Annotated in this window: 16 protein-coding genes; 1 reads left to right on the top strand and 15 read right to left on the bottom strand. The window is 60.7% G+C overall.

All coding sequences use genetic code 11. From position 1 onward, the window contains the following. Positions 1-741, top strand: coding sequence for an elongation factor P 5-aminopentanone reductase (locus tag ABGT73_RS04450; protein WP_346668617.1), 741 nt, complete (start codon positions 1-3; stop codon positions 739-741). 37 nt (positions 742-778) lie between these two features. On the opposite strand, the gene ABGT73_RS04445 is transcribed toward ABGT73_RS04450, so the two are convergent. The 15 genes from ABGT73_RS04445 to ABGT73_RS04375 form a co-directional block, all read right to left on the bottom strand. Beyond that, complete coding sequence (locus ABGT73_RS04445) at positions 779-1,606, bottom strand: NYN domain-containing protein (protein WP_346668616.1); 828 nt, start codon at positions 1,604-1,606, stop codon at positions 779-781. A 6-nt stretch (positions 1,607-1,612) separates the two neighbouring features. Further along, positions 1,613-2,743 (bottom strand): class I SAM-dependent RNA methyltransferase, encoded by a 1,131-nt coding sequence (locus ABGT73_RS04440; RefSeq protein ID WP_346668615.1) that lies wholly within the window; start codon positions 2,741-2,743, stop codon positions 1,613-1,615. A gap of 98 nt (positions 2,744-2,841) precedes the next feature. Continuing rightward, positions 2,842-3,306, bottom strand: a complete 465-nt coding sequence (locus ABGT73_RS04435) for a S1 RNA-binding domain-containing protein (RefSeq protein WP_346668614.1) — start codon at positions 3,304-3,306, stop codon at positions 2,842-2,844. Between the two features lie 82 nt (positions 3,307-3,388). Further along, on the bottom strand, positions 3,389-3,673 hold the full coding sequence (locus ABGT73_RS04430) for a septum formation initiator family protein (protein WP_346668613.1): 285 nt from the start codon (positions 3,671-3,673) through the stop codon (positions 3,389-3,391). 70 nt (positions 3,674-3,743) lie between these two features. After that, positions 3,744-4,277 carry a hypothetical protein gene (locus ABGT73_RS04425; protein ID WP_346668612.1) on the bottom strand — a complete coding sequence of 178 codons (534 nt, stop codon included), beginning with the start codon at positions 4,275-4,277 and terminating at the stop codon, positions 3,744-3,746. Next, positions 4,225-4,539: a YabP/YqfC family sporulation protein gene (locus ABGT73_RS04420; protein ID WP_346668611.1), complete on the bottom strand. Its 315-nt coding sequence runs from the start codon at positions 4,537-4,539 to the stop codon at positions 4,225-4,227. Before ABGT73_RS04420 ends, ABGT73_RS04425 begins: the two co-directional genes overlap by 53 nt. Before the next feature lie 62 nt (positions 4,540-4,601). Further along, positions 4,602-4,853: an RNA-binding S4 domain-containing protein gene (locus ABGT73_RS04415; RefSeq protein ID WP_346668610.1), complete on the bottom strand. Its 252-nt coding sequence runs from the start codon at positions 4,851-4,853 to the stop codon at positions 4,602-4,604. A 64-nt stretch (positions 4,854-4,917) separates the two neighbouring features. Beyond that, positions 4,918-5,190 (bottom strand): HU family DNA-binding protein, encoded by a 273-nt coding sequence (locus tag ABGT73_RS04410; protein WP_007046564.1) that lies wholly within the window; start codon positions 5,188-5,190, stop codon positions 4,918-4,920. 21 nt (positions 5,191-5,211) lie between these two features. Continuing rightward, entirely contained in the window at positions 5,212-5,940 is a 729-nt protein-coding gene (gene mazG / locus ABGT73_RS04405) for a nucleoside triphosphate pyrophosphohydrolase (protein WP_346668609.1), read from the bottom strand. A 134-nt stretch (positions 5,941-6,074) separates the two neighbouring features. Beyond that, positions 6,075-6,539, bottom strand: a complete 465-nt coding sequence (locus ABGT73_RS04400) for a zinc ribbon domain-containing protein (RefSeq protein WP_346668608.1) — start codon at positions 6,537-6,539, stop codon at positions 6,075-6,077. 114 nt (positions 6,540-6,653) lie between these two features. Next, complete coding sequence (locus tag ABGT73_RS04395) at positions 6,654-7,589, bottom strand: nucleoside kinase (protein WP_346668607.1); 936 nt, start codon at positions 7,587-7,589, stop codon at positions 6,654-6,656. Further along, positions 7,552-9,012, bottom strand: a complete 1,461-nt coding sequence (hemZ, locus tag ABGT73_RS04390) for a coproporphyrinogen dehydrogenase HemZ (protein ID WP_346668606.1) — start codon at positions 9,010-9,012, stop codon at positions 7,552-7,554. The genes ABGT73_RS04395 and hemZ overlap by 38 nt, the downstream gene beginning before the upstream one ends. 29 nt (positions 9,013-9,041) lie before the next feature. After that, positions 9,042-9,647, bottom strand: coding sequence for an MBL fold metallo-hydrolase (locus ABGT73_RS04385; protein WP_346668605.1), 606 nt, complete (start codon positions 9,645-9,647; stop codon positions 9,042-9,044). An 8-nt stretch (positions 9,648-9,655) separates the two neighbouring features. Beyond that, entirely contained in the window at positions 9,656-10,111 is a 456-nt protein-coding gene (dtd, locus tag ABGT73_RS04380; RefSeq protein WP_346668604.1) for a D-aminoacyl-tRNA deacylase, read from the bottom strand. Positions 10,112-10,137: 26 nt separating this feature from the next. Then, positions 10,138-12,342, bottom strand: coding sequence for a bifunctional (p)ppGpp synthetase/guanosine-3',5'-bis(diphosphate) 3'-pyrophosphohydrolase (locus ABGT73_RS04375; protein ID WP_346668603.1), 2,205 nt, complete (start codon positions 12,340-12,342; stop codon positions 10,138-10,140). Positions 12,343-12,347: the final 5 nt, after the last annotated feature.

Below are 12,347 nucleotides of genomic sequence, written 5' to 3'. Positions count from 1 at the left end.
ATGAAACAAAGTGTACTGATTACCGGCGGCAGCCGCGGCATCGGCGCCGCCGCGGTGCTGGCCTTTGCCCGCGCGGGCTATGACGTGGCCTTCACCTGGAACCATCACGGCAGCGCCGCCGAACAGATACTGGCCAAGGCCCGGCAGATCGCTCCCGACCGTCAGTTTCTGGCCCTGTGTGCCGATGCTGCCGACCCGGCCCAGGTCGCCATGGCGGTGCGGCGCGCCGAACAGGAACTGGGCGGCCTGCAGGTCCTGGTCTGCAACGCCGGTATTGCCCAGCAGAAACTCTTCACCGATACCTCCGATGAGGACTGGCGCCGCATCATGTCGGTGGATCTGGACGGAGCCTTTTACGCCTGCCGGGCCGCTCTGCCCGGCATGATCCACCGCAAATACGGTCGAATCCTGCTGGTGAGCAGCATGTGGGGGCAGACCGGCGGCAGCTGTGAGGTCGCCTACAGTGCCGCCAAGGCAGGGCTGATCGGTCTCGGCAAGGCGCTGGCCAAGGAGGAAGGCCCCAGCGGTATCACCGTCAATGTGGTGGCTCCCGGCGTCATCGACACTGACATGATGGCCGGATTTTCCGAGGAAGACCGGGCGGCCCTGGCCGAGGAGACACCCGTGGGACGGCTGGGCATGCCCGAAGAAATCGCCCGCACCCTGGTGTTTCTGGCCGACGAGGCCTCCGGGTACATTACCGGGCAGGTCATCGGGCAGAACGGTGGATTGGTAATCTGAACTGCAAAAACAGCGCAGCCGGTTGGCTGCGCTGTTTTTACTTTTTCTTGGAACCAGCCCGCCGGGGCGTTTTTTTGCTGCCGGTGCGACGGGGCGTTGTCTTTTTGGGGGCCGGACGTACCCGCACGAACTGGATCGGGTTGCCGTTGGAGAGGATGCGTTCCTCCACCTCCATCTCCGGCAGGGAGGCCAGGAATTTGTTCAGGCTCCTGGAGCCGAAGTTGCGCACGTCGAAGTCGGGGTACCGCTTGATGAGCTGGTCGCCCACCCGGGAGGTACGCACCCAGCCGGTACCATCGTCCATCTCGCCGATCAGGCCGTGGACAATCCGCTCGATGGATTCCCGGTTGATGGCCGTATCATCCCCCGCATTGGCCCGGGCATCGGTCTCCGCCGCCGGGGCAACGGGATCGGCGGTTTCCGTCTCGCCGTGATCGAGAATCAGGTCCAGATATTTGAACTGATCGCAGGCTTTGACGAAGGGGCCCAGCGCCTTGCTCTCCCCCATGCCGATGACCAGCTTGCCCGCCTCCCGCAGACGGGCGGCCAGACGGGTGAAATCACTGTCCGACGAGACGATGCAGAATCCGTCCAGATTGCCGCCGTAAAGCAGGTCCATGGCATCGATGATCATAGCCGAATCGGTGGCGTTCTTGCCCGTGGTGTAGCTGTACTGCTGGATGGGGATGATGGAATTGTTCAAAAGGGCATCCTTCCAGCTTTTCAGCCGCACATCGGACCAGTCGCCGTAGATGCGCTTGCAGGCCGCCACCCCGAAGGATGCCGCCTCATCGAGGATCACCTTGACATACTTGGGCGAGATATTGTCGGCATCGATCAAAATCGCCAGTTTCAGATCTTCCATACACGTTTACCTCTTGGGCTGTTCAAAGTACATATACAACTGGCACGGGATCATGCCGTTGTAAATTTTGCGGCGGCGGGCCGCTTTCTTGCCAAAATGCTGTTCAAACTCCGCATCGGCCGTGATGGCGTACAGCCCCTGTCCGGGATGGCGTTGCCACATCTGTCCCAGCGTTCTGGCCAGGGAGGCCGCCTCGGCGCTGTCGCCCAGACGTTCCCCGTAAGGCGGATTGGTCAGTACAGTGGCGTTGGAAGCCGGGGTAAAATCCTTCACGTCTGCCACCTCGAAACGGCAGCGGTCCCCCACGCCGGCCAGCTTCGCATTGGCATTGGCCAGTGCCACGGCTGCCGGGTCAATGTCGTAGCCGACACCTTCAAAGGCTGCGTCCCGGCGCACCTCCTCCAGCGCTTTCTGGCGCTGTTCCTTCCAGATCTGGGCCGGTACAAAGGAAAAATGCTCCGCTGCAAAACGGCGGCGCAGACCGGGTGCCAAATTGAGGGCTTTCTGGGCAGCCTCAATGACCAGTGTGCCGGAGCCACAGAAGGGATCCTGCACCAGGCTGTCCCGGCGCACCCGCCCCAGGTCGGCAATGGCAGCCGCCAGCGTTTCCTTGATGGGGGCCAGTGTTGCGTTCCTGCGGTAGCCGCGCTTGTGCAGGCCGTCGCCGGAGGTATCCAGGTAGATCTCCACCTGATTCTTGCGCAGCGCAAAGCGGACCTTGTACACATCGCCGGTCTCGGGCAGGCTGCCCGTCTTATGGCCGGCCATCAGCCGCTTCACAATGGCCTTTTTGACAATGCTCTGGCAGGCCGGCACGCTGGAAAGCTGGCTGGACAAGCTGGAACCCTTGACCGGGAAAGCCGCATCGGCGGGAAGCAGTTCCTCCCACGGAATGCGGTAGCAGCCGTCGAAAAGCTCATCGAAGGTCATGGCCCGGTAGGAAGCCAGCTGCACCAGTACGCGCTCCGCTGTGCGCAGGTTCAGGTTGGCTGCCGCAATCAGATCCGCCCCGCCCTGAAAGGCGATGCGGCCGTCGGTAACCTGAATGTTCTGCGCCCCGAGACGCTTGATCTCGAAATGCAGCGTGGATTCGGTGCCGAAAAAGCAAGGGGCAACCAAGGTATACAGTGTGGGCATAGTGTTCCTTTCCCTTTACATTTTTACAAAAAAACTCTAACCCCGGCGGCGGGAACCGTCAGGGTAGAGCTGTGTTGTTCCATGTAGTGTGCCTAAAATCAGCCACGGCGACGGGAATAACCACCGCGATGGTTTTCCGTCACACGCTTCAGATCGGCAATTTTTTCTTCGCTGCGGGATTTGTAGCGTGCCATCATATCCTCAAAGCTCATCTCGCCCTGAGGTGCTGCCGGTTTGGGCTGCCAGACACGCGGTTTTTCCTCACGCTTGGGGCGATGGGCCGGGCGGGCGCCGCCCCCCTGCTGGGACCGGGCCCCGCGTTCCGGCGCGGGCTGCGTGCGCTTGATGGACAGGGCGATCTTGCCGTCCGGTGCGATGGAAATCACCTTCACCTTGACCGTCTGCCCGTCCTCGAGCACTGCCGAGAGATCCTGCACGAACTCGTAGGAAACCTCGGAGATGTGGACAAGACCGGTCTTGCCCTCCGGCAGAGAGACAAACGCGCCAAACGGCTTGATTCCGGTTACCTTGCCCTCGACGATATCCCCAACTTGTAATGCCAAACTAAAATACCCCTTTTTCTTTTGATTGATTTATGCAGAGGGGTTGCCGCAAAGCGCCCCCGCTGAATCCTGAGTTCCGCACCTATTTACCGCTGATATCCACAAAGACACGCTCGTTGGGTTTGGCATACCCCTGTTCGCGGGCATACCGCTCGATGATGGCATCATCGCCCTGGTCCAGTGTGTTGGAAAGTTCCGCGTTTTCCGTCAGCTGGTTGCTGAGCTGGCTCTGGACGCTGAGCAGTTCCTGCTGTTTGGATCCGATCGAGACCTGATAGTGTATCAGGCTGACGAACAGGTATCCGCACAGTGCCAGAAAAGCAGCCACCAGCAGCCACCGCGGGAGCAGCCCATGACGCTTGTGCATAATCGGGATGCCCCCCTTCCATTCAAATTGCGCGGTTTGGTGCGTATACGGCGCACAGCACTACGTATGGTTAATTATATACTATTTTCGACGGCTTTTGCAACTGCTTTTTTCCGTTTTTTGGCTTTTTCTCCGCTTTTTTCTGTTTGCGCTTTTCCCGGCGCCTCTGTATGGCCCGGGTCAGCCGCCGGTGAATCGGCGCCAGGCAGCGGCGCTCCAGGGTGCGGAAAGGCCACAGCAGCCCCCACCCCAGGGCATGAAGCAGCTGCCGGATGGCCGGACTTGCGGTGCCGTTCCACGCCAGCGCCCCGGCCAGCATGCCCAGGGCCATGTACCAGCGCGCCAGGCCGCTGGCACTGACACCGGCCGAGAATCCGCATACCAGGAAAGCCGCAGCCGCGAAAGCCAGTACATCCCAGCAAAAGCAGCGCACCGGCCCTTCCCCCAGCACCAGGCCCAGCAGCTGGCGGCCCGCTCCCAGCAGGCATCCCAGCCCCAGGCACCACAGAAGATCCCCCAGAACCGCCGCTGCGGCGGGTGCCGCCGCCATCTCAGCGGAACAGGCGGGCCAGCAGACCGCCGCCCGACTGACGGTTTTCGGCATACTGCATGTACTCGATCTTGCCCGAGAGCTGCACCTGCCCGCTGTGCACCGACAGTTCACTGACCTGCAGTTCCTGCCCGCCGATGGTCAGGTTGCCCAGCGGGGTTTCCAGCACGGCCGCTGTCTCGTCACAGCTGATGATCCGCGTGACGCCGGTCAGCGCCAGATGCCGCCGGTCCTTGAGCGCAAGACTGTGGCCGCGGGGCGGTGTTTCCACCGCATCGGCCCGGGTCTGCGCCGGTTCCTTTCTGAGTTCCGCCATAGCGGTTGTCCCCTCCTCCGCAATTGGGTCTACATCCATACGATATGCGGCAGGGTCCGGAATTATGACTGCAGATCCATCACTTCAAACAATTCCCGGGCCACGTCCTTGCCCTTGGGCTCCTCGGTGGAGAGGACGCGCACCTTGACCGGGCGGTTGCCGAAGGTGATCTCGATCACATCCCCCGTTTTCACCGCGTAACTGGCCTTGGCCGGCTTGCCGTTGACCAGCACCCGGCCTGCATCGGCCACCTCGTTGGCCAGCGTGCGGCGCTTGATCAGGCGGCTGACTTTCAGATATTTGTCTAAACGCATAACTTCCTCCTACGAAAAATACCCCATCGCCAACGGCGACGGGGCAAACAAGGTACAATGCGGCTTACTGCACAGCGTCCTTCAGAGCCTTGCCGGCCTTGAAAGCGGGCAGCTTGGACGCCTCGATGGTGATCTCAGCGCCGGTCTGGGGGTTGCGGCCTTTGCGGGCCGGGCGCTCACGGACCTCGAACGTGCCGAAGCCCACCAGCGTGACCTTGTCGCCATTCTTCAGCGCCTCGGTGATGGCGTTGAGGGCGGTGTTGACAGCCTGCTCGGCGTCCTTCTTGGTCAGGTTGGCTTCGTTCGCCACAGCGGCGATCAATTCAACTTTCGTCATGGTTTGTACCTCCAAAGTTATTTATCTGCCAAAAGCGGCTGCAGGGGAATTCCCAGGCGCCTGCTTCACAGCTCCATTAGATTCAGGTGCCGCCTCAAAGGCGGCGTTGCGCTTCTGCAGCGCCTGTTCCGGATCGATGCCCGCCTGCCGCGCCAAAGCAACAGCGGCAAACAAGAGTTTTCCGGCCGCCTCCTCGGCGGCCTGGGGCCCGGTTGCGCACTGCAGGTCCCGGGCATAGTCTGCCACGCGCTGCGCCTCGGGGGACGCATCCTCGCCGTAACGCGCCGCGCGTTTCTGCAGCTTGGCGGCACGCATCAGTGCCGGCAGGGCCCTGGGCACACTGGCCAGGTCATCCTGCAGTGTCAGGCGGCCCTTTTCCTTATTTTTGAGCGCATCCCAGTCTTTTATGCTTGTATCTCCGCCAAAAATATGGGGATGCCGCTCAATGAGTTTGCGGCATACGCCGTCGCAGACCTGCTGCCAGGAAAAGCGTCCGGCCTCCTGCTCAATCTGCGCATGGAAGGCCACCTGCATGAGCACGTCGCCCAGTTCCTCGCACAGCAGCTGCGGGTCTGCCAGATCAATGGCATCCACCGCCTCGTAGGCTTCCTCCAGGAAATTCATGCGAATGGACCGATGGGTCTGCACTTTGTCCCAGGGGCATCCGTTCTCGGGATCCCGCAGCAGCGCAATGATCGCCACAAGATCCTCTGCGGTATAGCTTTCTTTTTCAGGAAATGCTCTGTTCATAAGGTTGCCTTGCATCCTGCGCAGAGCGCAGTACGCCATATTGTACTCACAATCCGGAATTTGTCAAGCCTTGCGGGCGGCACCGCAGCCGCAGCACCGCCCGCAGAGCCACTATTGTTACGTGTAGTCGCGGATTACAGCTGGGCACCGCAATGGTTGCAGAACAACGCATCGCCGTCCACTTCCGACTTGCAGACCGGGCAGATCTTGGTCTCACCGCGCAGATGCACCGGCTCCTCCTCGATCTCCTCTTCCTCTTCCGCAGCGGCTTCCTCCTGGGGTGCCTCCTCCGGGGCCTCGTCCTCGGAAGGCATATACTCCTCGGGGCTCATGTTGGCCTTGATCTCTTCGATGGCCTTCTCCACCTCGGCAACCGCTTCGATATATTTTTCCACCAGGGGCTGATTTTCCTCCCCGGCCTTATGCAGGCTGTAGACGAGTGCACCTAACTGGCGCTGAGCCCTGGACAGACGCGCCTGCTGATTCATAAGATCCAACTGGTTCTTGCCCTTGCCCGCCAGATCCTGTGCGGTCTTTTTGGCGGAATCCACCAGCTGCAGTCCCTGTTCCTTCAGCATTTCAATATCCAGTTCAAACATAGGGAACACCTCTTTCTGTAGACAAGCGCGGTTCTTGCTCCGCCGCGCTCTTTACGCCTATTATAGCGGATTCCCGCAGCCTTTGCAACGCGCAAATGTATATTTTCCGTGAATTTACACGCCCTGCGGACCGATAAATTCCCGCAGCATGCTGTCTTGCGGAACAAGCTCCGTTCCCAATGCCGGGAACGGGACGAACTTGCGGCAGAGGGCTTCCAGCTGCCGCTGCTGGACCGACGTGAGGGCCGGGTCCGGCGGCATGCTGTCCAGCACATTACGCCACAGACAGACTTCATAGGTGTGTGTGGTATCCAGCAGCAGATCCGCCCGGGGCTTGTATGGCTTGATATACCGTTCCTCCCCGTTGCAGACATGTCCCCAGAGCCCCAGCGTAAAGGAGGCTCGGTGCCCGCGGAAGAGAAAATCCCGCACCAGCCGGCGGGCCAGCCGGATATCCCGCGTGGCCAGACAGCGGCTGCCATCCGGTGCGGCGTACTCTTCCCGCAAGCCGGCATAGAGGCAGAAAACAGCGTCAGGCGGAAGATTTTTTGTCAGTTCCGGATTCAGCGCATGAAGTCCTTCGATGATGACAACCCCATCCCGGCAGTCAATGGTCTGCACCCCGTTGGGCTGCTGGATTTTGAAATCGAAGACCGGCGCCTGGCAGACACCTCGCTGATGCAGTTCTGCCAGGCAGCGGCGCAGCACCGGCAGGTCCAGCGACTGCAGACTTTCATAGTCGTCGCTGCCGTCAGGGTTCTTGGGATAGCGCCCCTCCCCCGCATAGAAATCATCCAGGCTCAATACCACGCTGCGGCGTCCCAGGGACTGGATGGCCCCCGCCAGTTTGTGGGCCGAGGTCGTCTTGCCGGCGGCCGAAGCCCCCGTCAGCATGACGATATGGCGCCCGCTGGCAAGAATCTCCCCGGCAATCCACTGGATGCGGTCGCGGTACTGCCGTTCGCTCATCTCTGCAAAGGCCCGGGGCTGACCGGCGGCCAGCGCGATCAGTTCACAGCTGACAAAGCGTTTGCGTTGTGTAACGTTCATAGAACTCCTCCACGCCCCGCTTGCGGGCCAGCACCTCGTCAAAGCGGTCGATGTATTCCGTGGGATATTTGAAGTTGAAGATGCGCTCGATTTTTCCATGTCGCTTGCCGGGAATGACCAGTTTGGTGGAACCGGCCGCCCCCGCCGAGAGAATGGTATGGACCTCTTCCATGATGTAGATGTTGTACAGGCATTCCTTGCCGGGTTTGGCCCAGCCGATGTTCTCCAGGTTCTGCAGTGTGCCCTTCTGGCGGTAGAGGTAGTAGGGGCGATACCCGGCCTGCCACAGCAGGTCGCCCTGGGCCAGCATGGCCGCCACATCGTCATAGGCCGCCGCGCGGTGTTCCACCACCAGGTTGGAGGCCCGCTTCAGGGTCAGGGTATGCACGGTGATGTTTTCGGGGTTCAGCGCAATGGCCTGTTTCAGACTATGCGTGAACCCCTCCACCGTATCACCGGGCAGACCGGCAATCAGGTCCATGTTGATGTTCTCATGCCCCGCCGCCCGGGCCTGGGCGAAGCAGTCCAGGATGTCCTGGGCAGTATGGCGGCGGCCGATGTTGCGCAGCACCTCATCCGAGAAGGTCTGGGGATTGATGGAGATGCGGGTGGCGCCATATTGCTTGATAATACGCAGCTTTTCCGCATCAGTGCAGTCGGGGCGTCCCGCCTCCACCGTGTATTCCTCCAGCGAGGCCAGATCAAACGTGCGGGCAATATGTCCCATCAGCTGTTCCAGCTGTGCAGCCGAAAGGCTGGTGGGCGTGCCGCCGCCGATATAAAAGGTGCGGATGCGCAGACCGCAGCGGTCGGCGGTCCGGCGGATGGCCGTCAGTTCCTCGCAGAGTTTGTCCACATAGGGCTGTACCAGTGCCCGGGTGGCCTTGTCTCCCACCATGCGGGAGACAAAACTGCAATAACTGCACCGCGTGGGGCAGAACGGAATGCCCGCATAGACACTGCAGTCCATGGGATCAGCATTCTCCAGCACCGGGCGCTGCAGGTCGGCGATTCCCCGGGCCAGGGCGAACTTTTCCGGCGTGCAGGCAAAATGGCCCAGGAAGCGATCCTCGATCTCCGCCTCCGTGGCGCCCATGGCCCGCAGGTCATGGATGATGCGCACCGGCCGCACACCGGTCATCATGCCCCAGGGCGGGTTCTGGCCGGTCTGCTGCTTCAAAAGTCCATATAAAAGGGTACACAGCGCATACTCCCCATCGGCATCTGCCGGGCGCAGAGCGCCGCGCCAGCAAAGACTGTCGCCCTGACGAAGCAGTACAAAATCAGTTTTTTCATGGCTGGCGGCCAGCACAAAATCCCCGGTTTCGGGGATTTCGGCAGCCTTTTCTGCGCCGGGGAAAAAGATGCGGGCGGTGTGTTCCGCCTCATACCCGGCTGCCGCGCCGCGCAAAACGATCTGCATAATGAAAGTCTCTCCTTGTTGTTTGCCGATCAGAACCACATACCGTTCAGGTAGGGGTTGGAACGGCGCTCCTGCCCCATGGTGGAAAACGCCTCATGGCCGGGCAGGACCTTGGTCTCCTCAGACAGCGGCAGCGCGGCCAGCATGGAGAGGCTGCGCTGCATCTGCTGCATGCTGCCGCCCGGCAGGTCGGTGCGGCCGCAGGAACCGGCAAAGAGCGTATCGCCGCTGAACATCAGCTGGCCGCAGACCAGGCAGACACTGCCGGGGGTATGCCCCGGCGTGTGGTAAATTTTAAACGTCAGTTCGTCAATCTGCAGTGTATCGCCGGCGGGCCAGTTTTCGTCCACCAGGTCCTTGGTCAGCGGAAGCATCTGGCTGCCCGCTGCATCCACCGGGTCCAGATACACCTTGCAGCCGGTGGCCTTGCGCAGCGCCGCCACCGCCCCCACATGGTCATAGTGGCCGTGGGTGAGCAGAATGTGGGTAAGCTGTGCGCCCTCCTTCTGCAGTACATCCAGATAGGTCTGGGGAGATGCCGCCGCATCCACCAGGATGCCGTGCCCGGCATCCGTGATGATCAGAAAGGTATTGGTATACAGCGGGGCAAGCCCGTGAATGTGTTGGATTTTCATAGGTCCTCCTATTTTTTCCATTCGTCGGTATCGATGACAATGGTCACCGGGCCGTCGTTGAGCAGACGGACCTGCATATCGGCGCCAAACTCGCCGTGCTGCACAGCCTTCAGCCCCTGACGGCCCATTTCCTCCAGAAAGCGCTCATAGCACGGAACGGCCAGATCTGCCTTGGCCGCATGGCTGAAGCTGGGCCGTTTTCCCTTGGCCGTGTTCCCGTACAGTGTGAAGTTGGAAACCACCAGCGCCTCATAGCCCAGCTCCACCGCGCTGCGGTTGAGTTTGCCGTCTTCATCTTCAAAGATACGCAGATGCGCACATTTTTCCGCCAGTTTCGGGACGATGGCCTCGTCGTCGGTTTCCCGCACGCCCAGCAGGATCACAAGACCCGAGCCGATGCACCGCGCAGGACCGCCGTTGACGGTGACCGATGCTTCGGTCACACGCTGGATGACTGCTCGCATAATGAATGACTCCTTATAAGTTTAAATCAGCTGCGGAGCACGCTGATGACATCCTTGACCTTCTTCAGCCGTGCCACCACACTGTTCAGATGTTCGGTGTTGGTAATGCCTACCGTCACGCTCATCCGGGCGCGGCCCTGTTCCGCTGCGCGGGCCATCAGCGAGTAGATCGGCACCCGCATATCGCTCAGAGCCAGCGCAATGTCGGAGACCAGGTTGGCGCGGTCCATGCAGGTGAGTTCCAGCGACGCCTTGTAGTTTTCCTTGGCGTCGTCGGCCCAGTAGGCGCGGACCCAGCGGTCGGCATTCTCGGGATGGCGCATGCTCTCCCGCACATTGGCACAGTCCCGCTTATGGATGGAGACACCGAAGCCGCGGGTGACAAAGCCGATGATGTCATCCCCGGGCAGCGGAGAACAGCACTTGGCAAACTTGATGGGGCAGTTGTCGATGCCCTCCACCACCACACCATCGGAGGAATGCACATGCTTGATCTCCACCGTGATCGGCTTGGGTTCGGTCTCTTTGAGCTTGGCGTACTCTTCCTTGATTTTGGAGAGCATCCGGGAAAGCTGCAAGCCGCCGTATCCGATGGCTGCCAGCATCTCGTCCACCGTATTGCAGTGGTTGCGCCGGGCAAGATTCTCCATGAAGGTGGCACGCTGCTCGTCGGAGAGCACGATCATATTGCGCCGCAGTTCCCGGTCCAGGGCGTTGCGGCCTTCCTCGATGTTCTCCTCACGCCGCTCCTTCTTGAACCAGTTACGGATCTTGTTCTTTGCCTCGCTGGTCTTGACGATGTTGAGCCAGTCACGGCTGGGGCCGCGGTTTTCCGGCCCGGTGAGAATCTCGATGATCTCGCCGGTCTGCACCTTATGGTCGATGGAGACGATGCGGTTGTTCACCTTGGCACCCACCATCCGGTTGCCCACCGCCGAATGAATGGCATAGGCAAAGTCAATGACGGTGGCGCCCGCCGGCAGATTGATCACGTCGCCCCGGGGAGTGAAGGCAAAGACTTCCTCCGGCAGCAGGTCGCTCTTGATGTCGCTGAGCAGGTCGGTGGCGTCGGCGCTGGAGCGCTGGCTTTCCAGCAGCTGGCGCACCCAGGCCAGGCGCTCGTCCAGCTTGTCGTTGGAGCTGCCGGTGATGCCCGCCTTGTACTTCCAGTGGGCGGCAATGCCGTATTCCGCCATGCGGTCCATGTCCCAGGTACGGATCTGCACCTCAAAGGGGATGGCTTCCCGTCCGATGACCGTTGTGTGCAGGCTCTGGTACCCGTTGGGTTTGGGGGTGGAAATATAGTCCTTGAATCGGTTGGGCAGCGGATGATACATATCGTGGATCAGGCCCAGCGCCGTATAGCACTCCGGCACGTTTTCCAGAATGATGCGCACCGCGTAGATATCGTAGATTTCTTCAAAATCCTTGTTCTGCATGTACATCTTGCGGTAGATGCCGTAGATGCTCTTGACCCGGTGGCGGATGGTGGCCTTGGGGATGCCGTTCTCCGCAAGATGCCGCGCGATGGTATGGCAGACCTTGTGCAGGAATTCGTCGCCGTGCTTGTTCAGAAGGTCCCGGATGGTCTCGTAGCCCACCGGGTCCAGGTAGTGCAGGCTGCGGTCCTCCAGCTCCTCCTTGATGTTGGAAATGCCCAGACGGTGGGCAATGGGGGCATAGACCTCCATGGTTTCCAGCGCCTTGTCCCGGCGTTTCTGCTCGGGCCAGGCGTCCCCCGTGCGCATATTGTGCAGACGGTCGCACAGCTTGATGATCATAACGCGCACGTCCTGGCTCATGGCCAGCAGCATCTTGCGCAGGTTTTCCGCCTGGCGGTCCTCCACGTTGGAGAACTTGATCTGCGTCAGCTTGGTGACGCCGTCCACCAGCAACGCCACTTCGGGGCCGAATTTCTGCTTGATCTCGGCCACCGTTACCGGCGTATCCTCGGCCACATCATGCATCAGAGCCGCCGCAAGGCTCTCGCTGTCCATACCCAGTTCCACCAGAATCTGGGCCACCGAAAGCGGATGGCAGATATACGGTTCACCGCTGCGGCGCCGCTGCCCCGCGTGGGCCTGGGCCGCCAGGTTGTAGGCGCGGTCCACCATTTCAAAATCATAGGGGCGTCCGCTGTCAACCATGTTCTTTTTCAGATCATCGTAGGTGATGGGCGTCTTGCTTTCCTCGGCCGCTTTGACTTCCTTCATTGCTTCGGTGTTCCCCATAACAA

Source organism: uncultured Subdoligranulum sp., assembly GCF_963931595.1.
GTDB lineage: Bacteria > Bacillota > Clostridia > Oscillospirales > Ruminococcaceae > Gemmiger.
Note: the sequence above shows the minus strand (reverse complement) of the source record. Positions and strands in the feature narration are given on the sequence as shown.